The organism is Lysobacter luteus, from assembly GCF_907164845.1.
GTDB classification, from domain to species: Bacteria; Pseudomonadota; Gammaproteobacteria; order Xanthomonadales; family Xanthomonadaceae; genus Novilysobacter; species Novilysobacter luteus.
The window spans coordinates 1783361-1808561 of the sequence record NZ_OU015430.1; the positions used below are offsets into that span (position 1 = coordinate 1783361).

Annotated in this window: 22 protein-coding genes and 3 tRNA genes; 4 read left to right on the plus strand and 21 right to left on the minus strand. The window is 69.1% G+C overall.

Annotated elements, in window-relative coordinates:
• Nucleotides 1-10: 10 nt before the first annotated feature.
• Nucleotides 11-1069 (minus strand): polysaccharide deacetylase family protein, encoded by a 1059-nt coding sequence (locus tag KOD61_RS08305; protein WP_215218249.1) that lies wholly within the window; start codon nucleotides 1067-1069, stop codon nucleotides 11-13.
• Here KOD61_RS08305 and KOD61_RS08310 point away from each other — a divergent pair.
• A complete protein-coding gene (locus KOD61_RS08310) occupies nucleotides 1038-1955 on the plus strand; it encodes a glycosyltransferase family 2 protein (RefSeq protein ID WP_215218250.1) in 918 nt (305 codons plus the stop codon). The genes KOD61_RS08305 and KOD61_RS08310 overlap by 32 nt on opposite strands.
• 17 nt (nucleotides 1956-1972) lie before the next feature.
• Here the strand turns inward: KOD61_RS08310 and KOD61_RS08315 are convergent, their stop codons facing one another.
• From KOD61_RS08315 to KOD61_RS08355, 9 genes are all read right to left on the minus strand, one after another.
• Nucleotides 1973-3367 (minus strand): TIGR03013 family XrtA/PEP-CTERM system glycosyltransferase, encoded by a 1395-nt coding sequence (locus KOD61_RS08315; protein ID WP_251370553.1) that lies wholly within the window; start codon nucleotides 3365-3367, stop codon nucleotides 1973-1975.
• Nucleotides 3368-3638: 271 nt separating this feature from the next.
• Nucleotides 3639-3715: transfer RNA gene (locus KOD61_RS08320), tRNA-Arg, on the minus strand.
• Nucleotides 3716-3833: 118 nt separating this feature from the next.
• Nucleotides 3834-3926 (minus strand) — tRNA-Ser (locus KOD61_RS08325).
• Between the two features lie 74 nt (nucleotides 3927-4000).
• Nucleotides 4001-4204 (minus strand): carbon storage regulator CsrA, encoded by a 204-nt coding sequence (gene csrA / locus KOD61_RS08330; protein WP_215218251.1) that lies wholly within the window; start codon nucleotides 4202-4204, stop codon nucleotides 4001-4003.
• A 133-nt stretch (nucleotides 4205-4337) separates the two neighbouring features.
• On the minus strand, nucleotides 4338-6974 hold the full coding sequence (alaS, locus tag KOD61_RS08335; protein WP_215218252.1) for an alanine--tRNA ligase: 2637 nt from the start codon (nucleotides 6972-6974) through the stop codon (nucleotides 4338-4340).
• 198 nt (nucleotides 6975-7172) lie between these two features.
• Nucleotides 7173-7709 carry a recombination regulator RecX gene (recX, locus tag KOD61_RS08340; protein WP_215218253.1) on the minus strand — a complete coding sequence of 179 codons (537 nt, stop codon included), beginning with the start codon at nucleotides 7707-7709 and terminating at the stop codon, nucleotides 7173-7175.
• Between the two features lie 16 nt (nucleotides 7710-7725).
• Nucleotides 7726-8766 (minus strand): recombinase RecA, encoded by a 1041-nt coding sequence (gene recA, locus KOD61_RS08345; RefSeq protein WP_215218254.1) that lies wholly within the window; start codon nucleotides 8764-8766, stop codon nucleotides 7726-7728.
• Nucleotides 8767-8938: 172 nt separating this feature from the next.
• Nucleotides 8939-9586, minus strand: coding sequence for a transcriptional repressor LexA (gene lexA / locus KOD61_RS08350; protein ID WP_215218255.1), 648 nt, complete (start codon nucleotides 9584-9586; stop codon nucleotides 8939-8941).
• A gap of 54 nt (nucleotides 9587-9640) precedes the next feature.
• Nucleotides 9641-10141, minus strand: coding sequence for a CinA family protein (locus KOD61_RS08355; RefSeq protein WP_215218256.1), 501 nt, complete (start codon nucleotides 10139-10141; stop codon nucleotides 9641-9643).
• A 154-nt stretch (nucleotides 10142-10295) separates the two neighbouring features.
• On the opposite strand from KOD61_RS08355, the gene mutS reads away from it, so the two are divergent.
• Nucleotides 10296-12833, plus strand: a complete 2538-nt coding sequence (mutS, locus tag KOD61_RS08360; RefSeq protein WP_251370707.1) for a DNA mismatch repair protein MutS — start codon at nucleotides 10296-10298, stop codon at nucleotides 12831-12833.
• Between the two features lie 108 nt (nucleotides 12834-12941).
• Entirely contained in the window at nucleotides 12942-15086 is a 2145-nt protein-coding gene (locus KOD61_RS08365) for a TonB-dependent receptor family protein (RefSeq protein WP_215218258.1), read from the plus strand.
• Nucleotides 15087-15111: 25 nt separating this feature from the next.
• Here KOD61_RS08365 and KOD61_RS08370 read toward each other — a convergent pair whose 3' ends face one another.
• The 6 genes from KOD61_RS08370 to ffh all read right to left on the minus strand — a co-directional run bounded on the left by KOD61_RS08370 (nucleotide 15112) and on the right by ffh (nucleotide 19209).
• Entirely contained in the window at nucleotides 15112-15525 is a 414-nt protein-coding gene (locus tag KOD61_RS08370) for an RNA-binding S4 domain-containing protein (RefSeq protein ID WP_215218259.1), read from the minus strand.
• Nucleotides 15526-15659: 134 nt separating this feature from the next.
• Nucleotides 15660-16064 (minus strand): 50S ribosomal protein L19, encoded by a 405-nt coding sequence (gene rplS, locus KOD61_RS08375; RefSeq protein WP_215218260.1) that lies wholly within the window; start codon nucleotides 16062-16064, stop codon nucleotides 15660-15662.
• 111 nt (nucleotides 16065-16175) lie between these two features.
• Complete coding sequence (gene trmD, locus KOD61_RS08380; protein ID WP_215218261.1) at nucleotides 16176-16925, minus strand: tRNA (guanosine(37)-N1)-methyltransferase TrmD; 750 nt, start codon at nucleotides 16923-16925, stop codon at nucleotides 16176-16178.
• A gap of 10 nt (nucleotides 16926-16935) precedes the next feature.
• Nucleotides 16936-17451 carry a ribosome maturation factor RimM gene (gene rimM, locus KOD61_RS08385; RefSeq protein WP_215218262.1) on the minus strand — a complete coding sequence of 172 codons (516 nt, stop codon included), beginning with the start codon at nucleotides 17449-17451 and terminating at the stop codon, nucleotides 16936-16938.
• 37 nt (nucleotides 17452-17488) lie between these two features.
• Nucleotides 17489-17746 carry a 30S ribosomal protein S16 gene (rpsP, locus tag KOD61_RS08390; RefSeq protein WP_215218263.1) on the minus strand — a complete coding sequence of 86 codons (258 nt, stop codon included), beginning with the start codon at nucleotides 17744-17746 and terminating at the stop codon, nucleotides 17489-17491.
• Nucleotides 17747-17844: 98 nt separating this feature from the next.
• The gene (gene ffh / locus KOD61_RS08395) at nucleotides 17845-19209 is read right to left on the minus strand and encodes a signal recognition particle protein (RefSeq protein WP_215218264.1); all 1365 of its coding nucleotides are present in this window, start codon (nucleotides 19207-19209) and stop codon (nucleotides 17845-17847) included.
• A gap of 87 nt (nucleotides 19210-19296) precedes the next feature.
• Here ffh and KOD61_RS08400 point away from each other — a divergent pair, with 87 nt between their 5' ends.
• Entirely contained in the window at nucleotides 19297-20085 is a 789-nt protein-coding gene (locus KOD61_RS08400) for a cytochrome C assembly family protein (protein WP_215218265.1), read from the plus strand.
• A gap of 143 nt (nucleotides 20086-20228) precedes the next feature.
• Here KOD61_RS08400 and radA read toward each other — a convergent pair whose 3' ends face one another.
• The 5 genes from radA to ispH form a co-directional block, all read right to left on the minus strand.
• Nucleotides 20229-21647, minus strand: coding sequence for a DNA repair protein RadA (radA, locus tag KOD61_RS08405; RefSeq protein ID WP_215218266.1), 1419 nt, complete (start codon nucleotides 21645-21647; stop codon nucleotides 20229-20231).
• A 63-nt stretch (nucleotides 21648-21710) separates the two neighbouring features.
• Nucleotides 21711-22736 carry an SDR family oxidoreductase gene (locus KOD61_RS08410; protein ID WP_215218267.1) on the minus strand — a complete coding sequence of 342 codons (1026 nt, stop codon included), beginning with the start codon at nucleotides 22734-22736 and terminating at the stop codon, nucleotides 21711-21713.
• Between the two features lie 9 nt (nucleotides 22737-22745).
• Complete coding sequence (tviB, locus tag KOD61_RS08415; RefSeq protein ID WP_215218268.1) at nucleotides 22746-24020, minus strand: Vi polysaccharide biosynthesis UDP-N-acetylglucosamine C-6 dehydrogenase TviB; 1275 nt, start codon at nucleotides 24018-24020, stop codon at nucleotides 22746-22748.
• Nucleotides 24021-24133: 113 nt separating this feature from the next.
• Nucleotides 24134-24209 (minus strand) — tRNA-Thr (locus KOD61_RS08420).
• A gap of 36 nt (nucleotides 24210-24245) precedes the next feature.
• Nucleotides 24246-25199, minus strand: a complete 954-nt coding sequence (gene ispH / locus KOD61_RS08425) for a 4-hydroxy-3-methylbut-2-enyl diphosphate reductase (RefSeq protein WP_215218269.1) — start codon at nucleotides 25197-25199, stop codon at nucleotides 24246-24248.
• Nucleotides 25200-25201: the final 2 nt, after the last annotated feature.

The window sequence follows — 25201 nt, forward strand, 5'->3', positions numbered from 1 at the left end:
CGCGCGACCGTCAGGCCAGGCGCTGGTGGGGACGGCGAAACAGGTACAGCGCGAGCCGCTCGGGGCGGAACCGGCCACGGGCGTCGACTACCGTCCCTCCCTCGAACCCGGTGCGACCCAGCAGCCAGCCGACGGTCGGGCGGGCGGGGTTGAGCACCGGCACGCTGGTGAACGCGAGCGCGTAGCCGGCTTCGCGCACGCGCGCGACCACCGCCTCGTCGTGTGCACCGTGGGGGAACGACATTGCTGGCGCCGGCGGTCGCGCGGCCGCGAGATGACCGGCCAGCGCGTCACGCGCGCCGGACAGCTCGGCCTCCAGGTCCGGCGCGCGGGTCAGCGCGATGTGGGTCTTTCCATGCAACCCCAGCGCGACGCCACCCTGCTGCAGGCGCTCCAACTCTTCCACGTCCACCATGTGGCGGCGACCGTCGTCGAGCCGCCCGGCAAGGGGTGCCAGCAGGCAAGCACGCGCGGCCGGTTCCAGATCTTCCATTCGCGCGATCACCGCACGCAGTGCCGGCAGGCTTTCCTCCCGCGCGGGCGGGTCACCCTCGCCGCCGCCGTGCGCGTCGAGCATCCGGGCGAGTTCCGCGACAGTGACGGTGCCGCGTCGCCACGCCGAGACGAGTTGCTCCTGGAAGAACGGCTGGTGGCGACCGACCGCGTCGGCCACCACGAACATCGCTGCCGGCACGCCAGCCTCCCGCAGGGCCGGCAGCGCGAACTCGGCGTTGTCCGCCCAGCCATCGTCGAACGTCACCAGCAGCGCACGCGGGGGCAGCGCGGCGACGCCACGACTGGCGTCCACCACCTGCGCCAGCGACACCACGTTGTAGTGGCGCCGGAAGAACGCCAGCGATTGCGCGAGCAGCGTCGTCGGCAGGGTGTAGTCGGGATCGCACGACGCCCACCTGGGGTCGGCCGGATCGAGCACCCGGTGGAAACCCACCACGGTCAGGGTGCGCGCATTGCGCCACCGGTGGTACAGCCCCAGCGCGCCGCTGGCGTGGAGCAATGTCCTGGCGAGGTCGGCGAGCATGAGTGAGTCACCCCTGGTTTCGGTGGTCATACCGACGTTCAACCGCCGCGAGCTGGTATGCCGGGCGATCGACTCGGTGCTGGCGCAGACACGCGCCGTCGACGAGATCCTGGTGGTGGACGACGGCTCCACCGACGATACCGGTGCCGCGCTGCAGGCGCGCTTCGGCGACCGGGTGCGCCATGTGTGGCAGCCCAACGCCGGCGTGTCGGCGGCGCGCAACCACGGCATGAGGCTCGCCACGGGCCGGTACATCGCCTTGCTCGACAGCGACGATGAGTGGCTCCCGGAGAAAACCGCGCTGCAGCTCGCCTGGCTCGAGACCCACCCCGAGGCCGGCATGGTCCTGTGCGACGTTGCACGGGTCGACCGACAGGGTCGCGCGATCGACGTGTTCCGCCGGCGCGACGTGATCCCCGAGGACGGCTGGGTGCTGCGCTGGATCCTGCACAACCCGGCGTTGGTGCCGGCGTCTGTGGTGATGCGGCGGGAGGTGTTCGAGGACGTCGGCGGCTTCGACGAATCGCTGCGCACCGCCGAGGACATCGAATACCACCTGCGCATTGCCAGCCGCTGGCGCATCGGCGTGGTCGACCAGGTCATGGTGCGCGCGATGCGCGGCCATGACGACGGCCTCTCGGCGCTGGCGCACACCTACGACGATTACCTGGGGGTGATGACCGCCGCACTCGAGCGCGCACGCGGACAGGTCGACGAGACCGGCCGGCGGCGTGCGCTGGCGGCGGTCAACCTGCGGATCGCACGCGGCATGCTGCTGCAGTCGCGCTGGGCCGACGCGTGGGCACTGACGTCGCAGGCCTGGCGTTCCAGCCGCGACCCGGTGCTGCGCCGCGAGGCACTCGGACTGCTGCCCTTCGCGCTCCGGCGTGCCGCGCACGCCCTGCGATCCCGGTAGGGTCCGGTTCGCGGGACTCAACGAGCGCCCCGCCGGAACAGCACCACCTCGACGGTCTGCAGCAGGATCAGCAGGTCGAACACCGCGCCGTGGTTCTTCACGTAGAACAGGTCGAACTTCAGTTTCTCCTCGGCGTCGCGCACGGATGCACCGTAGGGGTAGCGCAGCTGTGCCCAGCCGGTCAGTCCCGGCTTCACGCAATGGCGGACCGCGTAGTAGCGGATCTCCTCGCTGAGCTGCTCGACAAACTGCGGGCGCTCCGGCCGGGGTCCGACGAAACTCATCTCCCCGCTCAGCACATTGAACAACTGCGGCAGTTCGTCCAGCCGCACCGTCCGGATGAAGCGCCCGACCCGTGTCGCCCGGTCGTCATTGCTGCTGGCCCACTGGGCGACGCCGTTGGCCTCCGCATCGACCCGCATGCTGCGGAACTTCACCAGCTCGAAATTCCGGCCGCCCTCGCCCACCCGCACCTGCCGGTAGAGCACCGGCCCCGGGGATTCCAGCCGGACGCACAACGCCACCAGCAGCATCGCCGGCCACGCCAGCAGCAGCAGCGTGCCGGCGGCGGCGAGGTCGAAGAAGCGCTTGCCCATGCGTCGTGTCATCGACGTCTCGAACCCGCGCGAGAACACAAGCCAGGACGGATCGGCGATGTTGAGGGTGACCACGCCCGCCTCGCGCTCGAAGAAGGTCGACAGGTCGGTCATCGCGATGCCGCGCTGCGCGCAGGCCAGCATCTGGTCCATCGGCAAGCCGCCGCGGCGCTCGTCGGGCGCGACCACGATCTCGAACACGTTGAGGCGCAGGGCCAGGTCGACCAGGCTGTCACCCATCGGCACCAGCATGTCCGCGGGCACCTCGACCGCTTGCCCGGGTATCGGGACGAAACCGATCACCACCATCGAGCGGCGGTCTGACCGGCGCCTCAGCCGTCGGTTGACCAGGTTGGCGTTGTTGCCGGCCCCGAGCACCAGGATGCGCCGCTTCATCGCTTCGGCGTTGTGCACCTGCCGCCAGACCGCGCGGGTCGCAACCACGCCGCAGAACGCCAGCACCAGCGACAGCAGCAGCACACCGCGCCCGATGTACGTCACCGGAACCAGGTAGTACAGCACCAGCAACCCGATGCCGCCGAGCGAGAACGACAGCAACAGCCTGAGCAGGAAATCCTGCCGGCTGTGCCGCACGTGCACCTGGTACAACCCGAACGCGGTCATCGCCACCGTGACCATGGCCGCGACCAGCACGCGTCGCGCCGGCGCGCCCCTGCTGAAGGTCGCGAGGCCTTCGGGGTCATCGAAGAACCGCAGCCACGCCGCCACGGTGACCGCGGCAACGATAACCACCAGCTCGAGCAGCCACAGCATCACCACCAGCCGGTTCTTCCGGCTGACCGACAGGATGTTCACGGACGCACCCGCGGAGTGGCCTGGTTGTGCTCGAACGTGCCGGTCCACGTGTGCATGAGGGTTCCCCTGGTGGTCGCGCCGCCGGATGCGGCAAGGCGCGCACGCAGGCGGCCTGCTCCAGACAACGGGGGATCGCGGGCGATCAGGTCGGCGGGAAGCGCCGAATCAGCCGATGTAACGACAATGAAACGCCGGCGGCGACGCACCTGCGTCGTCGCCCACAAAGCAAAAGGGCCAACGGGCAGTGACCCGTTGACCCTTCGCATTTGTATGGCGCGCCCGGAAGGATTCGAACCTCCGACCCCCAAGTTCGTAGCCTGGTGCTCTATCCAGCTGAGCTACGGGCGCGTAGTCGGAAAATTATGACGGGGGTGCTGCGATCCGTCAACGATTTTCCGGTGTGTGTTCCGGCTCCACGAAGGAAGTTCCTGAAACACGAAGCCGCCTGTTCGGCGGCCGATGGAACTGGCGGAGAGTGAGGGATTCGAACCCTCGATAGAGCTATAAACCCTATACTCCCTTAGCAGGGGAGCCCCTTCAGCCACTCGGGCAACTCTCCGCGATAAAGCATGTCCGCGATGCGGCGTGCGGGCGGAGAGCATAACGGCTCACCCCGGACACGGCAAACGTTTTTCAGTCGGCCGAGTCTTTTTCTTCGCCATCGACGGGGGCGTCGCCCCGCTGGATGCGCTGGTAGATCTCTTCGCGATGCACCGCCACGTCTTTGGGGGCGGTGATGCCGATACGTACTTGGTTGCCCTTGACGCCGAGGACGGTGACGGTCACCGAGTCGCCGATCATCAGGGTCTCACCGACGCGGCGCGTCAGGATAAGCATTGCCAATTCTCCTTGTGCCGACGCTCCATGCGTCGACGGTTGCCCCGATGATACGGGGACTGTTCCAACTGCTGGATAAACATCGATTATCCGGGTGCGCGGGTACCCCCACAAGCGCGGGCGATCGCTGCCCTCACCCCACCTGGCTTGCCACCCAACTTGGCACAGCCGAGAGCGCGGCGACCAGTGCCGGGCCGTCTTCTCCACCGCCCTGGGCCATGTCGGGCCGGCCACCACCCTTGCCGTTGACCTGGCGGGCAACGTGGCCCAGCAGCTCGCCCGCCTTTACCCGGCCCAACGCGGAACCACTCACGCCGGCGACCAGTGCGGCCTTGCCATCGTTCGCGCCGGCCAGCAGCACGACGGCGTCGCCGAGCTGCTGCTTGAGCCGGTCGAGGGCGTCGCGCAAGGCCTTGGCATCGAGCCCCTCGACGCGGGCAGCCAGCACCTTGAAACCGCCGACGTCGACCGCCGAGGCCGACAGGTCGGAAGTCGCTCCCGAGGCCGCCTTGGCCTTGAGCGCTTCGAGTTCGCGCTCGAGCTTCTTCTGGCGATCAAGCAGGACGCGCAGCTTGTCGCCCAGGTCCGACGGGTTGCCGCCCAGCAGGCGCGCGGCCTCGGCCAGACGCTCCTCCTCGCGCGCAACGTGGTCGAGTGCACCCTGCCCGCTCAGCGCCTCGATCCGGCGCACGCCGGCGGAGACGCCGCCTTCGGACACGATCTTGAACAGGCCGATGTCACCGGTGCGACCGACGTGCGTGCCGCCACACAGCTCGGTCGAGGCGCCGCCCATCCGCAACACGCGGACCTCGTCGCCATACTTCTCGCCGAACAGCGCCATCGCACCGAAGTCGAGCGCGTCCTGCATGCCCATGTGGTGGATCTCGGCCTCGTGGTTGGCCCGGATTTCGGCATTGACGCGGCGCTCGATCTCGGCAAGTTCATCGGCGCTGACGGGCTGGAAGTGGGCGAAGTCGAAGCGCAGGCGCTCGGGCGCCACCAGCGACCCCTTCTGGACCACGTGCTCGCCCAGCACCGAACGCAGCGCAGCATGCAGCAGGTGGGTCGCCGAGTGGTTCAGCACGATCGCGCCACGGCGCGCGCCATCGACCGACCCCAGCACGTGGTCGCCTCGCTTGAGGGTGCCCGTCGCAAGGCGCCCGACATGGCCGTGGAACTGCCCGGCAAGCTTGAGCGTATCGGCGACGGCGAACCGCATGCCTTCGCCGTCCAGCTCCCCGGCGTCGCCGACCTGGCCGCCGCTCTCGGCGTAGAACGGGGTGCGGTCGAGGATGACCAGCGCCTCGTCGCCCGCTTCGATCGCTTCGACCGGGCGTCCTTCCTTGAGCAGTGCAACCACTTCCAGGCCACCCGCTGTGAGCGTGTCGTAGCCCATGAACCCGGTCGGCTGGAGCTGCGCGACCAGTTCGGCCGGCAGCGTGGTGCCGCCGCCGAACTTGCCAGCGGCGCGGGCGGTCTCACGCTGCTGCGCCATCGCTTTTTCGAAGCCGTCCATGTCGATCGACAGGCCGCGCTCGCGCGCGATGTCCGCCGTCAGGTCCACCGGGAAGCCGTAGGTGTCATACAGGCGGAACGCGTCGGCACCGGGGATCACGCCATCCTGCGAGCGCGCCACGACCTCGTCGAAGATCCGCATGCCCGAGTCGAGCGTCTCGGCGAAACGCTCCTCCTCGGCCAGCAGCGCGCGGTCGATCAGGGCGCGGTTGGCCGCCAGCTCGGGATACGCATCACCCATCGCCTCGATCAGCGGACCGAGCATGCGATGGAAGAACGGCCCCTTCTGGCCGAGCATCCAGCCATGGCGTAGGGCCCGGCGGATGATCCGGCGCAGCACGTAACCCCGGCCTTCGTTGGACGGCAGCACGCCGTCGACGATGAGGAAGCTGCAGGCGCGGATGTGGTCGGCGATCACCCGCAGCGATTTGTTGTCCAGGTCGTCGGTGCCTGTCAGGCCGGCGGCGGCCCCGATCAGGTGCTGGAAGATGTCGATCTCGTAGTTGCCGTGCTTGCCCTGCAGGATCGCAGCCAGGCGCTCCAGGCCCATGCCGGTGTCGACGCACGGCGCCGGCAGCGGCGCGAGGCTGCCGTCGGGCTGGCGGTCGAACTGCATGAACACCAGGTTCCAGATCTCGATGAAGCGGTCGCCGTCCTCGTCGGGCGAGCCGGGCGGGCCGCCGAAGTGGTGCTCGCCGTGGTCATAGAAGATCTCGGTGCACGGGCCACACGGACCGGTGTCGGCCATCTGCCAGAAGTTGTCCGAGGCGAACGGCGCACCCTTGTTGTCGCCGATGCGGATGATGCGCGCCTCCGGCACCCCAATCTGGTCGCGCCAGATGGCATAGGCCTCGTCGTCGGTCTGGTAGACGGTGACGGTCAGGCGGTCGGCCGGCAACTTCCAGACTTCGGTCAGCAGTTGCCACGCCCAGCGGATCGCGTCTTCCTTGAAGTAGTCGCCGAACGACCAATTGCCCAGCATCTCGAAGAAGGTGTGGTGGCGCGCGGTGTAGCCGACCTGGTCGAGGTCGTTGTGCTTGCCGCCGGCGCGCAGGCAGCGCTGGACATCGGCCGCGCGCACGTAACCGGGCTTCTCGCTGCCCAGGAAGACGTTCTTGAACTGGACCATGCCCGAGTTGGTGAACAACAACGTCGGATCGTTGGCTGGCACCAGCGGCGCGGACGGCACGATGGTATGGCCGCGCTCGCGGAAGAAATCGAGGAAGTCGCGACGGATGTCGTTGGTGGTCTTCATGCCTGGCACGCGGAATCGGAAGGGCTGGGCAGGTTGTCGCGACGTCGGCAACCCGCAGCCGGGCCGACGGGCTGCGCGGGCAACCGTGGGAGCCGTTTAGCGTAACAGGGGGAAGGCTGCGATGCCGAGCCGGCGGGGCCCGGCGTGGGGCATGCCGCGAGGCGGCCGGACGGGCGGCTGGAGGGGCCCGGCCCGGGGTCAGTCGTCGGGATCGAAACGGGTGGCGGATCGGACGATGTCGCCGGGAAATCCGCGGCGCATCAGCAGGTCCGCGGCCTTGCGACGGAGGGCCAAGTCATCCGGGGCCCCGTCGCCGTACCGGCGGCGCACCAGGTCGCGGGCGCTGTCGAGCCAGTCGCCTTCAAAGCTGTCCATCGCCGCGGCGATCGCGTCGCTGTCGAGGCCATGGGTGCCGAGTTCGGCGCGGATGTGGATCGGGCCGTATCCGCTGTTGGCCCGGTTGCGGACCAGGCCCTCGGCAAAACGGGTGTCGTCCTGCCAGCCCGCGTCGGCCAGCTTCTCGACCGCCGCCTTGACCTCGTCGGCGTCCAGGCCGCGGGTCACCAGCTTGCGGGTCAGCTCCTTGCGCGAATGTTCGCGCCGCACCAGCAGGCCGAGCGCCCGCTGGGTGGTGCTGGCCGGTTGCCGCTTGCGGCGACGACCCGGCGTCGCCACCGGGTCGTTGCCGAACAGGCCGCCGTCGCGGCCCTCATCGTCGGGACGGTCGTCGGCCATCGGGTGTCAGCGGAACTCAGGCATCGGCTTCATCGCGGTCGTCGTCCTCACCCGGGCGGGCCTCGGCGGGCACGAACTTCTCGCGCAGTTCCGCCTCGAGCCGCTGGGCGACCGCGGGGTTCTCCTTGAGGTACTGCCGGGCGTTCTCCTTGCCCTGGCCGATCCGCTCCTCGCCCATGCTGTACCAGGCGCCCGCCTTCTGCACCAGCTTGGCCTCCACGCCCATGTCGATCAGCTCGCCCTCGCGGGAGATGCCCTGGCCGTACAGGATCTCGGTGATGACCTGCTTGAACGGCGGCGCCATCTTGTTCTTGACGACCTTGATCTTGGTCTGGTTGCCGATGATCTCGTCGCCCTTCTTGATCGCACCGATGCGGCGGATGTCCAGGCGCACGGAGGCGTAGAACTTCAGTGCATTGCCACCGGTGGTGGTCTCCGGGCTCTGGCCCGGCATCATCTGGCCGATCTTGTGGCGCAGCTGGTTGATGAACACCACCAGCGTGTTGGAGCGCTTGATATTGCCGGTGAGCTTGCGCAACGCCTGGCTCATCAGTCGCGCCTGCAGGCCCGGCAGCTGGTCGCCCATCTCGCCCTCGATCTCGGCGCGGGGCGTCAGCGCCGCCACCGAGTCGATCACCACGATGTCGACCGCGGCCGAACGCACCAGCATGTCGGCGATCTCCAGCGCCTGTTCGCCGGTGTCGGGCTGGCTCAGCAGCAGGTCGTCGACGTTGACACCCAGCTTGGCGGCGTAGATCGGGTCGAGCGCGTGCTCGGCGTCGATGAAGGCCGCGGTGCCGCCGGCCTTCTGGCACTGCGCGATCGCCTGCAGGGTCAGGGTGGTCTTGCCGGAGGACTCCGGCCCGTAGATCTCCACCACGCGGCCCTTCGGCAGGCCGCCGATGCCCAGCGCGATGTCGAGCATCAGCGAGCCGGTACCGATGACCTCGGCCGCCTCCACCACGCGGTCGCCCATGCGCATGACCGAGCCCTTGCCGAACTGCTTCTCGATCTGGCCCAGTGCGGCAGCCAGTGCGCGCTTCTTGTTCTCGTCCATCGTGGGATTCCTTGGTGGCGTCAGGTGATGTGTGCAGGTTAGGCGGCGCCGGTCGCATGGACTGCGACTGCACCGGCGCTATTGAATCTAGTGCGTGGGCATGAGGCGGACGATCGGCACCTGTCGGCCTCGCGGGTCGGGAAACACCCCGACAGGACCCCGGACAGCACCGTCACCGCCCCCGGCGGACCAGGCCGCAGTAGAGCCCTTCGATCGCGAAGTCCTGGTCGGGCAGCACCTCGATCGGCTCGTAGTCGGGGTTGCGCGGCATCAGGCGGATCCGGTCCTTGCCGATCTTCAGCAGCTTGACGGTGATCTCGTCGTCGATCCGCGCCACCACGATCTGGCCCGAGCGGGCCTCGGGCGTGCGGTGCACACCGATTAGGTCGCCGTCGAAGATGCCTTCGTCGCGCATCGAGTCGCCCTTGACCTTGAGCAGGTAGTCCGGCGAAGGGAAGAACAGGTTGCGGTCGAGCAGCACGTAGTCGTCGACCCCGGCATCGGCTCCGATCGGCGACCCCGCCGCCACCCTGCCGAGCACCGGCAGGCGCAATGCGTCGTCTGCCGTGGGCACCGGCGAGTCCTGCTCGCCCCCGTCGGCAACCGGCGGCTGCAGCAACCGGATCCCGCGCGCCTTGCCTGGCACGCGCCGGATCGCACCGGCCTGCTCGAGCGCCTCGAGGTGGTACTGGGCGGCGCGAACGCTGGAGAATCCCATCCCGCGCGCGATCTCGGTCTGCGACGGCGGCATCCCGTCGACCGCAATGCGCTCGGCGATGAGGGCCAGGATGGCGTGCTGGGTTTCGGTCAGGGTGTTCATTAGTAGCAATACTACTAACGACGTTTCCCCCGACGCAACCCCCAACGGGTCGGGTCAGCCGGCGAGCTCGAGCAGCCCGTGCAAAGCGGCGGCCACGGTCTGGCGGCGCACCGCCTCACGGTCGCCATCGAAATGGAACACCACGGCGGTCGGGTAGCCGCCGCGGCGCTTCCACGCGATCCAGACCGTGCCGACCGGCTTGTCCTCAGTGCCGCCGTCCGGCCCGGCGATACCGGTCACGGCCACGGCCAGGCTGGCGCCGGAATGCACCAGCGCGCCGGACACCATTTCGATGACGGTCTCGCGGCTGACCGCGCCGTAGGTCTCCAGCGTCAACGGCTGCACGCCAAGCAGTGCCTGCTTGGCCTCGTAGCTGTAGGCGGCCATGCCGGACTCGAACCACTCCGAGGCACCGGCAACATCGGTCAGCGTCTTGGCGATCCACCCACCCGTGCAACTCTCGGCCGTGACCAGGCGGTGGTGGTGGCGGCGGGCGGCGGCGCCGACCTGTTCCGCGAGTGCGTGCAGGTCGGTGTCGGAGGCGTCTTTGCTCATGCGCGCACTATACCGCCGCGCCGGTCGCGCGCACCCGGCTGGCATACTGGCCGCCCTGCCGGTTCCGGCCGGCAGCCTCCCGACCAGACCGCAGAACCCAGTGCCCAATACCGACGCCGCGACCGCCTCGCGCCCCGCCGAACACACGCCGCTGATGAAGCAGTTCTTCGCCGCCAAGGCGGAGCATCCGGACGTGCTGCTGTTCTTCCGGATGGGCGATTTCTACGAGCTGTTCTTCGATGACGCCCGCAAGGCGGCCCGGCTGCTGGACATCACCCTGACCCAGCGGGGCAGTTCGGCCGGGCAGCCGATCCCGATGGCGGGCGTGCCGCACCACTCGGCCGAGGGCTACCTGGCCCGGCTGGTGGCGATGGGCGAGTCGGTGGCCATATGCGAGCAGATCGGCGACCCAGCGGCGAGCAAGGGCCTGGTCGAACGCAAGGTGGTGAGGATCGTCACGCCGGGCACGGTGACCGACGAAGCACTTCTGAGTGAGCGGCGCGACACCCTGCTGCTGGCGGTCGCGCGGTCGAAGCACGGCTACGGCATCGCCTGGGCGGACCTGGCCGGCGGACGTTTCCTGGTCAACGAGGTTGCCAGCGAGGACGCGCTCGAGGCCGAGCTGGCGCGGTTGGAACCGGCCGAGACCCTGTGCGCCGACGAGGACGGCTGGCCGGCCTTCGTCGCCGGCCGTAGCGGCGTGCGTCGGCGCGCGCCCTGGCTGTTCGACGCCGACAGTGGCCGCCGCCAGTTGCTGCGGTTCTTCGGCCTGCACGACCTGGGCGGCTTCGGCATCGACGACCGGCCGCTGGCCATCGCCGCCGCGGCGGCCCTGCTCGGCTACGTCGAGGAAACCCAGAAGCAACGCCTCCCGCACCTGACCTCGATCGCGCTCGAATCCGGCGACGGCGCGATAGCGATGAACGCGGCCACCCGCCGCCATCTCGAGCTCGACACGCGCGTCGACGGCGACAACCGCCACACCCTGCTCGGCGTGCTCGACTCGACCGTGACACCGATGGGCGGGCGCCTGCTGCGGCGCTGGCTGCACCGGCCGCTGCGCGACCGGGACGTGCTGCGCCGCCGCCACCAGGCGGTGCAGACACTGATCGACTCGCGCGCCGGCGACGGCTTGCGCGAACTCTTCCGCGCCTTGGGGGATCTGGAGCGGATCCTGTCGCGCATCGCCCTGCGCAGCGCGCGGCCCCGTGACCTGTCGACACTGCGCGACGGCCTCGGCCTGCTCCCCGGCGTCCGTGCCCTGCTGGGGCCGCTGGACTCCCCGCGGCTGGCCACGCTTGCCGGGGAACTCGGCGAGCACGATGAGCACGCCCACCTGTTGAAGTGCGCGATCGTCGACCAGCCGCCGGTGCTCGCGCGCGACGGCGGCGTGTTCGCCGACGGCCACGACCCCGAACTCGATGAGTTGCGCAGGCTGTCGACCCACGCCGACCAGTTCCTGGTCGATCTGGAAGCGCGCGAGCGCGAAGCCAGTGGCATCCCGACCCTCAAGGTCGGCTACAACCGGGTCCACGGCTATTACCTGGAAGTCGGCAAGGCGCACGCAGCCAAGGCACCGACGCACTACACACGCCGCCAGACGCTGACCAACGCCGAGCGCTACATCACCGAGGAACTCAAGGCGTTCGAGGACAAGGTGCTGTCGGCGCGCGAACGGGCGCTTGCGCGCGAGCGGCTGCTGTACGAGCAACTGCTCGATGCGCTGGCTGGACGGCTGGAGCCGCTCAAGCATTGCGCCGCCGCGCTCGCCGAGCTGGACGTGCTGGCCTGCCTGGCCGAGCGCGCGGAGCAGCTCGACTGGAGCCGCCCCGAGCTGGCCGAAGACCCGGGCATCCATATCGAGCGCGGGCGCCACCCGGTGGTCGAGGCGGTGCGCGACGAGCCGTTCGAGCCCAACGACCTGGTCCTGCACGAAGACCGCCGGATGCTGGTGATCACCGGCCCGAACATGGGTGGCAAGAGCACCTACATGCGCCAGAACGCGCTGATCGTGCTGCTTGCCCACATCGGCAGCTTCGTGCCGGCAAGCCGCGCGGTGATCGGCCCGGTCGACCGCATCCTGACCCGCATTGGCGCCGGCGACGACCTTGCCCGCGGGCAGTCGACCTTCATGGTCGAGATGAGCGAGACCAGCTACATCCTCCACCATGCGACCGAGCAGTCGCTGGTGCTGATGGACGAGATCGGCCGCGGCACCTCGACCTACGACGGCCTCGCGCTGGCCGAAGCATGTGCTCGGCACCTGGCCCAGGCAAACCGTGCCTACACCCTGTTTGCGACGCACTATTTTGAACTGACGACGCTTGCCGAGCCGGGGTCGGGCATCGCCAACGTCCACCTCGACGCGGTCGAGCACGGCGACGCGCTCGTCTTCATGCACGCGGTCAAGGACGGGCCGGCCGACCGCAGCTTCGGACTGCAGGTGGCCGCGCTGGCCGGACTGCCGCGCGCGGTGGTAAGCCAGGCGCGCGGCCGGCTCGCCGAGCTGGAGCAGCAGAGCCGCGACGCGCCCAGGCCATCGATGGCGGCCGCCGCGCTCGACCAGCCGCAGCAGATCGGGTTGTTCGCACCATCGTCCGCGGCGCTGGAAGCACTGGCGGCGCTCGACCCCGACGAACTCACTCCGCGGCAGGCGCTGGAGGCGCTGTACCGGCTCAAGTCGCTGGGGTGACACGCGGGGACGCGTAGTCGGATCGTGTCGCGCCGCGGTTCGCGCACTTTCACCCGCCGGGTGACGCGCGTTGCCTATGGTGCCCCCACACAGCACACAAGGAAGACCATGCGCGCCTACCTGTTCGCCCTCGTCCCCGCCGTCGCTTTCCTGCCGGGTCCCGCCGCCGCGCAGTCGCGGGTTGACGCGACCGAGCTGGACTCGGTGGTGGTCACGGCCACGCGCTCGCCCGACGACGCTCTGCTGGTGCCGGCCGCGATCGACCTGGTCGATGCGGACGAGATCGACCGCGCACAGCCCAGGATCGACCTGTCGGAATCGCTGCAGCGGGTTCCAGGTGTGGTCGCGCGCGACCGGCAGAACCAGGCGCAGGACCTGCAGGTCTCGATCCGCGGCTACGGCGCACGCGCGGCCTTCGGCGTGCGCGGGGTGCGGCTGTACACCGACGGCATCCCGGCGACGATGCCGGACGGCCAGGGCCAGGTCTCGCACTTCCCGCTGGAGTCCGCCGGCCGGATCGAGGTCCTGCGCGGTCCGTTCTCGGCGCTGTACGGCAATGCATCCGGCGGGGTCATCGAACTGTTCACCGCCGACGCACCACCGGTACCGACGCTGGGTGCCGGTTTCGTCGCCGGTGCCAACGGGCTGCGCAAATCGTCGCTTTCGTTCCACACCCCGTGGGGCGCGGAAGATGGGCGGTCCGGCACGCAGGGCGATCTGCTGCTCGACCTGATCGACATCGACAGCGACGGCTACCGCGACCACAGCGGCTCGCACCGCACCAGTGGGCAGGCGCTGCTGCGCGGCACATTCGGGGACGGCGGGCGATACACCCTGTTGTTCAACGGACTCGACCTCACCGCCGACGATCCGCAAGGGCTGACCGCGGCGCAGGTGCGGGACAACCGCCGCGCGGCGAGCGACGGCGCGCTCACGTTCGATACCCGCAAGACGGTCCGGCAGGACCAGTTCGGCGCCCGCGTGGAACACACGCTGTCGGCCGGCCACGAGATCGCAGTCACCGCCTGGGCCGGCAACCGCGCCACCACGCAGATGCTGTCCGTGCCGGTGGCGGTGCAGCGCGACAACCCCCTGCACAACGGCGGCGCGATCGACCTGGACCGCGACTACCACGGCATCGACGGCCGCTGGCGTTGGTCCACCGAGCTGGCCGGTGGGCCGTTCGCGCTGACCGCCGGGTTCGACTACGAAGTGTCGGACGAGCACCGGCTGGGTTTCGAAAACTTCACCGGCAACGACGTCGGCGTTGTCGGCGCGCTGCGCCGCGACGAGCGCAACCGGGTGACCGCCAACGACGTGTACCTGCAGGCCGAATGGGCGCCGGCCGAGCGCTGGCGCCTGCACGTGGGCGTGCGCCGCAGCGAGGTCGAGTTCGAGTCGGACGACCGCTTCGTCACCGCCATCAACCCCGATGACAGCGGTGCGCTGGAGTACGCGCGCACCTCGCCAGTGGCCGGCGTGCTCTTCCGGGCAACGCCGTGGCTCAGCCTGTACGCCAACGCGGGCGCCGGGTTCGAGACGCCGACCTTCTCGGAGCTGGCGTACCGCAGTGACGGCCAGGGCGGACTCAACGACACGCTGGCGCCGGCGCGCAGCCGCAACCAGGAAATCGGCGTGCGGGCGCGCCATGGGGGCTGGGCATACTCGGCCGCGCTGTTCCACAGCCGGACCACCGACGAACTGGTGGTCGCCGCCAACGAGGGTGGGCGCAGCGTCTACGACAATGCGGGGACGACACGCCGGCGCGGCGCGGAGTTCGCGGTCGACGGCGCGCTTGCGCCGCGTTGGCACCTCGCCGCCGCCTACACCTTCCTGGATGCGCGCTACCGCGACGACTTCGTCGTGTGCGGCAGCCCACCGTGCAACCAGGACGACGTGGTGATCGAAGCCGGCCGGCATATCCCCGGACTGGCGCGCAACACGGCCTGGGCGGAACTGCGCTGGCGCCCGGTGGAGCACACCGACGTGATGTTGCAGGGCCGCTTCGTCGACCGGGTGTTCGCCGACGACGCCAACAGCGAAGCGGCGCCGGCCTACGCCAGCTTCGACCTGGCGGCCGAGCGGCGGTTCCGCACGGCGGGGCTGGAATGGCGCGGGTTCGCCCGGGTCAACAACCTGTTCGACCGCGACGTGGTCGGCTCGGTCATCGTCAACGCCGGCGGCGGGCGGTACTTTGAGCCGGCGCCAGGGCGGCACTGGATGGTCGGGCTGGACGCGACAAAGGCGTTCTAGCGTTGGGTCGTCGGCGAAGCAGCGCTTACAGGGCGTCGATATCGCCCAGGGCGCGGATGAGCCGCCGCGCGCGTTTGTCCGGCCGCGTCTCCGGCGGGCGGTACCCCGCACGCTCGGCTGCCCGCAAGGCACGCAGGCGTTCGCGCTCGCTGCGCGATTCGGCCGACTCCTCGTAGAGCGACTGGGCCACCTTCGCCGGCCCGCGGGTATCGCTCAACCCGAGCACCGTGACGTGGAACAGCTCATCGCCGCGGCCGATCCGCAGGGCATCCCCGACGCGCACGGCACGCGACGCTTTCGGGCGCTGCCCACCGACCTCGACCTTGCCGTGCTCGATCGCGTCGCGCGCCAGGCTGCGCGTCTTGAAGAACCGCGCCGCCCAAAGCCACAGGTCCAGGCGCACCGTGCCGGGGGCTTCGATCGAAGGGGTCGATGTCATTGAACGATTGTAGAAAAGCCGGGTGGGAGCGGAATGAACCGGGACAATGCACTGGCCGCTGGCCCCACGCCCCAACACCCCAAACGCAAACGGCCGCCCGGAGGCGGCCGTTGCTGCGCATCGCGCGACGCGGATTACTCCGCGGCTGCGGCGGCCTCGGCCTTCGCCTTGGCGTAGGCGGCCAGGTCTTCCTTGATGCGCGCCTTCTTGCCTTCCAGGCCACGCAGGTAGTACAGCTTGCCGGCGCGGACCTTGCCACGGCGCTTCACTTCGACCGAATCGATGGTGGAGCTGTGGGTCTGGAACACGCGCTCGACGCCGAAACCGTGCGAGATCTTGCGGACGGTGAAGGCGGAGTTGAGGCCGGCGTTCTTGGTCGCGATGACCACGCCCTCGTAGGCCTGGACGCGCTCGCGGTTGCCTTCCTTGACCTTGACGTTGACGACGACGGTGTCGCCGGGGCTGAACGCGGGCAGCTGGCGCTGCACCTGTCCGGTCTCGAATTCCTGCAGCAGCGTGTTGAGCGAGGGCTTGTTCATGGTGACGGCCTGTTGGATTAGTTGTTGCGCGAGTGCACGTGGACCCGCGTCATGGCGTGGATGCAGCTAAGCCGCGCATTATAGCGGCAAATTTCCTTGTGTGGCTAGGGGTTAGCTACCCTTGCCCGCTTGCCGGGTCCGCCATGCGTCCAGCAGCTTGCGGTCGGCCTTCGACAGCGCCGCCTCGTCCAGCAGGTCCGGCCGCCGCTGCAGCGTCCGCACCAGCGACTGCTGCCGGCGCCAGCGGGCGATCTCGGCATGGTTGCCCGACATCAGCACCGCCGGCACCGTGCCCAGTGCGTGCTCGACCGGGCGGGTGTAGTGCGGGCAGTCCAGCAGGCCGTCCTCGAAGCTGTCCTGCACCGCCGACTCGGCATCGTTGAGCGCGCCGTCCTGCAGCCGCGCCACGGCGTCGACCACCACCGCCGCGGCCAGCTCGCCGCCGGACAGCACGTAGTCGCCGATCGACAGCTCCTCGTCCACCTCGGCCTCGATGAAACGCTCATCGATTCCTTCGTAGCGCCCGCACAGCAGCACGAGCCGTTCCTGGCCGGCCAGTTCGCGGGCCTTGGCTTGGGTCAGCGGCGCGCCCTGCGGGCTCAAGTAGATGACCCGCGCCGGCGCCGGGTCGTCGGCACGGGCCGCGGCCAGGCTGGCACGCAACGGATCGATCAACATCACCATGCCAGGGCCACCGCCGAACGGACGGTCGTCCACCCGGCGGTAGTTGCCCTCGGCGTGGTCACGCGGGTTCCAGGCATGCAGCGACAGGAGCCCCCGCTCGACCGCGCGCCCGGTCACCCCGAACGCCGCACACTGGGCGATGAAGTCGGGGAACAGGCTGATGACGTCGATGCGCATGCGGCGCGAACTAGAAGTCCGGGTCCCAGTCGACGGTGATCGTGCGCGTTGCCAGGTCGATGTCGGTCACGTACTGCGGCCTCACGAACGGGATCATGCGCTCACGCTCGGAGTCGCGCGCGACCAGCACGTCGTTGGCACCGGTGGAGAACAGGTGGGAGACGTTCCCCAGGTCGACCCCTTCGAGGTTGACCACGCGCAGCCCTTCCAGGTCGACCCAGTAGAACTCGCCCGGCTTGGGCGGGGGCAGCGCGTCACGCGGGACGTGGATCTCCAGTCCCCGCAGGGCCTCGGCCGCAGTGCGGTCATCGACGTCGGGGAAGCGCGCCACCAAGTGCTTGCCTTGCTCGTGCCCGCGTACGCCCTCGACCAGCCGCTCGCGGCCCTGCGCGTCGCGCAGGGTCCAGGGCTGGTAACGGAAAATCTCCAGGCGGGGCTCGGTCCAGGACTCGAGCTTGACCTCGCCACGCAAGCCAAGCGCGCCGGCCACCCTGCCGAGGAGGATGCGACGCCCTTGATCGTTCATTGCCGGAAGCGGGCCGCCGCGTGGGCGGCCCGGCAGATCAGGCCGCGGTAGCGGTCTTGGCCGCTTCCTTGTACAGCACGGCGACCTTGTCGGTCAGCTGCGCGCCGTTGCCCAGCCAGTGCTTCACGCGCTCGAGGTCGAGCTCGACGCGCTTCTCGCCACCAGTGGCAATCGGGTTGTAGAAACCAACGCGCTCGATGTTGCGGCCGTCGCGGGCGCTGCGGCTGTCGGTGACGATGATGTGGTAGAAGGGACGCTTCTTGGCGCCGCCGCGGGTCAGTCGGATCTTGACCATGGGGTTGCTTTCCTGTGTTGCCCAGCCGCCGGGATGACGGGGTAAGCCGGCAAGTATAAAGGGTGTTCCGCCCTCGATGGAAGCGCCGCCGTACGGCCCTAGAACGGCATGCCGCCGCGACCGCCCATCATCCCGCGCATGCCGCGCATCATGCCCTTCATGCCGCCGCGGCCCAGCTTGCCCATCATTTTCTCCATCTGCTGGTACTGCTTCATCAGCTTGTTTACGTCGGCCGGTGTAACGCCGGCGCCGGCGGCGATCCGCTTGCGGCGGGATCCGTTCAGCAACGCCGGGTTACGGCGCTCCTTCTTGGTCATCGAGTTGATGATGGCCACCAGGCGCGGGACTTCCTTGCCGGTCACCTGCGCCTTCACCGACTCGGGGATCTGGCCCATGCCCGGCAGCTTGTCCATCAGGCCGCTGATGCCGCCCATGTTCTGCATCTGCTCGAGCTGGTCCTTCATGTCGTTGAGGTCGAACTTCTTGCCCTTGGCGACCTTCTCGGCCAGCCTGGTCGCCTTGTCCTTGTCGACCTGCTGCTCGACCTGCTCGACCAGGCTCAGCACGTCGCCCATGTCGAGGATGCGGCTGGCGACTCGGTCGGGGTGGAACACGTCCAGGCCGTCGGGCTTCTCGCTGACGCCGATGAACTTGATCGGCTTGCCAGTCACGTAGCGCACCGACAGCGCCGCGCCGCCGCGGGCGTCACCGTCGGTCTTGGTCAGGACCACACCGGTCAGCGGCAGCGCCTCCCCGAACGCCTTGGCGGTGTTGGCCGCGTCCTGGCCGGTCATCGAGTCGACCACGAACAGGGTCTCGGCCGGGTTGACCGCGGCGTGCAGCGCCTTGATCTCCGCCATCATCGCCTCGTCGATCGCGAGGCGGCCGGCGGTATCGACGATCAGCACGTCGACGAAGGACTTGCGCGCATCGTCGATCGCGGCGCGGACGATGGCCTCGGGCTTCTGGTCGGCCGTGGACGGGAAGAACAGCACGTCCACCTGCTGGGCCAGCGTCTCCAGCTGGGCGATCGCCGCCGGCCGGTAGACGTCGGCCGACACCACCATGACCTTCTTCTTGCGCTTGTCCTTGAGGTGCTTGGCCAGCTTGCCGACCGTGGTGGTCTTGCCCGCGCCCTGCAGGCCGGCCATCAGGATGACCGCCGGAGCCGGCACGTTGAGATTCAGGTCGTTGGCCTGCGACCCCATGACCGTGGTCATCTCGTCGCGCACGACCTTGATCAGTGCCTGACCCGGGGTCAGCGACTTCAGCACCTCCTGGCCGACCGCACGGACCTTGATCCGCTCGATCAGCGCCTGCACCACCGGCAGCGCGACGTCGGCTTCCAGCAGCGCGATGCGGACCTCGCGCAGCGACTCGCGGATGTTCTCCTCGGTCAGCCGGCCGCGGCCGCGCAGCCGCTCGATGGTGCCGGACAGGCGCTGGGTCAGGGATTCGAACATGGACAGGGACGCCGCGGAACGTTGGGGACCGCGAATTATACGGGCCGTACCGGCGTCATCGGCGACCGGCCCGGCTACACTTGGGCGATGACAATCGTTCTCATCGCCGCCGTGCTTTACCTCGCCGCCAGCATGCTGCTGGTGGTCAACGTCCGGCGCGAGGATGGCCATGGTCGCGCGTGGCTGTTGCCGGCACTGGTGGCGATGGTGCTCCACGGCGCCGCCCACGTGCTGGCCTGGCGCGCCATCGGCGGCGCCGACCTGCATTTCTTTGCTGCGCTGTCACTGGTCGGCCTGGGCATGGCGATGCTGACCACGCTGGTCGGCGCCGGCGGGCGGATGGCCGCGCTGGGGGTGGTGGTGTTCCCGCTGGCGGCCGCGGCGCTGGTGGCCTGCGAGCTCTACGGCCACGTGCCGCCCGAGCCGCTGGACTGGCGCCTGCAACTGCACGCCTGGCTGGCGCTGCTGGCCTACGCGACGCTCGCGGTGGCCGCGCTGCTTGCGTTGATGCTGTGGCTGCAGGAGCGCGCGCTGCGCCGCCGCGAGTTCCATGGCTGGCTGCGCGCCCTGCCCCCGCTGGTGGCATTGGAGACGCTGCTGTTCCGGACGATCGCCGCCGGCTTCATCCTGCTCAGTGCCACCTTGCTGACCGGCGCGTTGTTCGTCGCCGACATGTTCGCCCAGCACCTCGTCCACAAGACCGTGCTCAGCGTGCTGTCGTGGCTGGTGTTCGGATGCCTGCTGGTCGGGCGCTGGCGCTACGGCTGGCGCGGTCGCGTCGCGGCGCGCTGGACCCTGGCGGCAATGGCGCTGCTGGTGCTGGCGTTCTTCGGCAGCAAGTTCGTGCTGGAGCTGGTGCTGGGCTACGGGGTGTAGCCGCGCGACCGCGTGGCTTGAACGTAGGAGCGACGTAAGTCGCGACCTGTCCATCGAAGGGCCAGGCCAGTGGCATCGCGACTTACTTCGCTCCTACGGCGGGGCGGCCCGTGGCGGGGTGCACGGGTGACTCGGTCCAGCCGCTACTCCGCCGCCTCCAGCGCATCGGACAGCCGCTCCACTGCAACGACCTCCATCTCGCCAATGCGGCGGGACTTCGGCGCGTTGGCCTTGGGGATGATCGCCCGCTTGAAACCATGGGTCGCCGCTTCCTTCAGGCGGTCCTCGCCGTTGGGCACCGGGCGTATTTCGCCGGACAGGCCGACTTCGCCGAACGCGATCGTGCGCTCGGCCAGCGGCCTGTCACGCAAGCTCGACAACACCGCCAGCAGCACCGGCAGGTCGGCTGCGGTCTCCTGCACGCGGATGCCGCCGACCACGTTGACGAATACGTCCTGGTCGCCCACCCCCACCCCGCCGTGCCGATGCAGTACCGCCAGCAGCATCGCCAGCCGGTTACCTTCCATGCCGACTGCGACCCGGCGCGGGTTGCTCAGTGGCGAGGCGTCCACCAGCGCCTGCACCTCGACGAGCAGCGGCCGGGTGCCTTCGCGCGTGACCATCACGCAGCTGCCCGGTTGTGGGCTCGCGCTGCCCGACAGGAAGATCGCCGACGGGTTGGGCACCTCGCGCAGGCCCTTGTCGCCCATCGCGAACACACCCAGCTCGTTGACCGCACCGAAGCGGTTCTTGAATGCGCGCAGCACCCGGAAGCGGCTGCCCGACTCGCCTTCGAAGTACAGCACCGCGTCGACCATGTGCTCGAGCACGCGCGGGCCGGCGATGCCGCCCTCCTTGGTGACGTGGCCAACCAGGAACACCGCGGTGCCGGTCTCCTTGGCGTAGCGCACCAGCCGCGCGGCGCTCTCGCGGACCTGGCTGACCGAACCGGGAGCCGCCGTCAGTGATTCGGTCCACAGCGTCTGCACCGAGTCGGCCACGATCAGGCCCGGCCGGGTCGCCACCGCCTGCTCCAGGATGCGCTCCACGCCGGTCTCGGCCAGCGCGCTGATGCCATCCAAGGGCAGGTCGAGCCGCTGCGCGCGCCCGGCCACCTGCGACAGCGACTCCTCGCCGGTCACATAGAGCGCCGGCAGCGTGCCCGCCATCCGGGCGACCGCCTGCAACAGCAGCGTCGACTTGCCGATGCCGGGATCGCCGCCGACCAGCACGACGGCGCCACTGACCAGCCCGCCCCCGAGCACCCGGTCGAGCTCGCCGATTCCAGTGGACACGCGGGCGTGCTCGGTGTGGGCGACATCCTTCAACGCGGTGACCTTCGGCGGGTCGACCTTGCCGGCCCAGCCGCTGCGTCGCGAGGCGCCCGCAGCGCCGGCCTTCTGCGCCGCGGCGGACTCGATCACGAACTCACTGAGCGTGTTCCACTCGCCACACTCGGCGCACTGGCCCTGCCACTTGTTGTGGTCGGCGCCGCACTCGTTGCAGACGTAGGCGACCTTGGCCTTGGCGGCGGATCGGGGTGGCTTGGCGGCGATGGACATTGGGGCGTGCGCGAGGGGACCAGGTGCCAATGTACCGGCAGGGCGTCGCGCGGAGCGAGACGGTCAGGATAGGTTGCGCACGTACCAGGGCATTGCGGCCCCCAGCCCGGCGGCCAGGTCGTGGGTCGGACAGTAGCCGAGCAGTTCGCGCGCGGCGCTCACGTCGGCCAGTGAGTGCCGCACGTCGCCCGGCCGGAACTCGCGGTACACAGGCTCGCGCCCGTAGGCCACTCCGCACCCCGCGAGCGCGCCACGGATCGCCTCGAACAGCTGCTCAAGCGTGTTCCGGTCGCCTACGGCCATGTTGTAGACGCGGGGCCGCGCTGCCTCCGGTGCCGTCGCAGCAAGCAGGTTCGCCTGGATCGCGTTCTCGACGAAGGTGAAATCGCGGCTGGTCTGGCCATCGCCGTTGATGCAGACCTCCTCGCCGCGGATCATCGCCGCCGTCCACTTGGGGATGACCGCCGCGTAGGCGCCACCGGGGTTCTGCCGCTTGCCGAACACGTTGAAGTAGCGCAATCCGATGGTCGGGAAGCCGTAACACCGCGCGAACACGTCCGCGTACAGCTCGTTGACGTACTTGGTCACCGCGTACGGGGACAGCGGCTTGCCGATCCGGTCCTCGACCTTCGGAAGCGCCGGGTGATCGCCGTAGGTCGAACTGCTGGCGGCGTAGGTGAAGCTGCGCACCTGCGCGTCGCGCGCGGCCACCAGCATGTTGAGGAAGCCATCGATGTTCGCGCGATTGGTGGCGATGGGATTCTCGAGCGACCGGGGCACCGAGCCCAAGGCCGCCTGGTGCAACACGTGGTCGACCGTCGAACAGGCACGCCGGCAGGTGTCGAGGTCGCAGATGTCGCCTTCGATGAACTCGAACCGGGCCCACTGCCCCGGCGTGACCGTCCCCTGCACTTCGTCCAGGTTGTGTCGGAACCCCGTGGCGAAGTTGTCCAGGCCGATGACCCGCTGGTCCAGCCGCAGCAGTGCCTCGAGCAGGTTGGAGCCGATGAACCCCGCGCACCCCGTCACCAGCCAGGTCCTGGGCGCTGCGCGTATTTCCGTCTTCGCCTGCTCGTACCGGCCCGTCATATCCGTCCTCTACAGCCGCCCGTCTACCGCTTCGCGCGGCAGCAGGTACTTGACGTCGTACAGGATGGACACCGGCTTGCCATAGGCACGGATGCCTTCGGCCCCGAGCTGGCGGAACTTGTCGTGCCCCACCGCGACGATCACGGCGTCGTACATGCCCTGCCCAGGCGCAACCAGGGCCAGTCCGTACTCGTGTTGTGCCTGGACCTCGTCGACCCACGGGTCGCACACGTCGACCCTTACGCTGTATCCGTGCAGCGCGGCGACGATATCGACGACCCGGGTGTTACGCAGGTCCGGGCAGTTCTCCTTGAACGCCAGGCCGAGCACCAGCACCCGGGCGTCCACCGGATTGATGCCCTTGCGCACCATCAGCCGGATCACCTCGCCGGCCACGTAGGCCCCCATGCCGTCGTTGGTGCGGCGCCCGGCGAGGATCACGTCCGGGTGGTGGCCGATCTCCTGTGCCTTGTGGGTCAGGTAATACGGGTCGACACCGATGCAATGGCCGCCGACCAGGCCTGGCCGGAACGGCAGGAAGTTCCACTTGGTCCCGGCCGCCTCAAGCACTTCGAGCGTGTCGATCCCCAGCTTGTTGAACAGCATCGCCAGATCGTTCACCAGCGCGATGTTGAGGTCGCGTTGGGTGTTCTCGATCACCTTGGCGGCCTCGGCGACCTTGATGCTGCTGGCCCTGTGGGTGCCCGCGGTGATGATGCTGCCGTACAAGCGGTCGACGAACTCGGCCACCTCCGGCGTGGACCCGGACGTCACCTTGAGGATGCTGGTGACGCGGTGTTCCCTGTCACCCGGATTGATGCGCTCCGGGCTGTAGCCCGCGAAGAAGTCTTCGTTGAACTTCAGGCCCGAGGCGCGTTCCAGGATTGGCACGCAGACCTCCTCGGTGCACCCCGGGTAGACCGTCGATTCGTAGATCACCACGTCCCCGGCGGACAGGACCTGCCCCAGCGCCTCGCTCGCCCGGACGAGCGGCGTCAGGTCCGGCCGCTTGGCGGTATCGATCGGCGTGGGCACCGTGACGATGTAGACGTTGCAGTCCGAAAGGTCCCGCAACTCGCTGGTGAAGCCCAGTCGACCGGCTTCGGCCAGTTCGGCGGGCGTGACCTCCAGCGTGCCGTCATGCCCCGCACGCAGCTCCTGGATGCGGGCCTCGTTGATATCGAAGCCCACGGTGTCGAACTGCTTGCCGAACTCCACGGCCAGCGGCAGCCCCACGTACCCCAGGCCGACGATGGCGATACGTGCGTTCTCGATGGACGGCATGCGGTCCCCTGTGCAGGCTGCTGATCCCAGCACTGTAAACGCAGCCGGCGGGATTCAGGTGCCATGTGCCGGACGCACCAAAAAAAAGACCCGCCGGAGCGGGTCTTGAAGCTTGGTGCCGGAGATAGGAATCGAACCTACGACCCCATCATTACGAATGACGTGCTCTACCAACTGAGCTACTCCGGCCAAGAGGCGGGATTCTAGGTGGCGCGTGGAGGCGGGTCAATCGGCGACGAGCTGGATCCGCAGTTCCTTGGGCAGCGCGAACACCATGTTCTCGGGCTTTCCGTCGAGGTTGGAGACCGAGCCGGCGCCGAGTTCACGCAGCCGGGCGAGCACGTCCTGGACCAGCACTTCGGGAGCCGAGGCGCCGGCGGTGATACCAATGCGGGTGCGTCCGGCCACCCAGGCGGGATCGATCTCGTCGGCGCCGTCGATCAGGTGGGCCTCCACGCCCTGGCGCTCGGCCAGTTCGCGCAGGCGGTTGGAGTTGGAGCTGTTGACCGAGCCGACCACGAGCACGAGGTCGCAGCGGGCGCTGAGCTCGCGCACGGCGTCCTGGCGGTTCTGGGTGGCGTAGCAGATGTCGTCGTTCTTCGGCCCCTGGATCGCAGGGAAGCGCGCCTTGAGGGCATCGATGATGCCGCGGGTATCGTCAACCGACAGCGTGGTCTGGGTGGTGAATGAAACGTTGTCCGGCTGCTCGACCTGCAGCGTGGCGACGTCGTCCAGGTCCTCGACCAGGTAGATCTGGCCGGTGCCCGCCTCGCGCTGCCACTGGCCCATCGTGCCCTCCACCTCCGGGTGGCCCTCGTGGCCGATCAGGACCATGTCGCGGCCGGCGCGGCACTGGCGCGCGACCTCCAGGTGGACCTTGGTCACCAGCGGACAGGTCGCGTCGAACACCTTCAGGCCGCGGCGGTCGGCCTCGGCGCGCACGGCGCGGGACACGCCGTGGGCGCTGAAGATCACGGTGTTGCCGTCGGGCACCTCGTCGAGCTCCTCGACGAAGATCGCGCCGCGCTGCTTGAGGTCGTCGACCACGAACTTGTTGTGGACCACCTCGTGGCGCACGTAGATTGGTGCGCCGAGGGTTTCCAGCGCACGGTTGACGATCTCGATCGCACGGTCGACGCCGGCGCAGAAGCCGCGGGGATTGGCGAGGATCAGGTCCATCC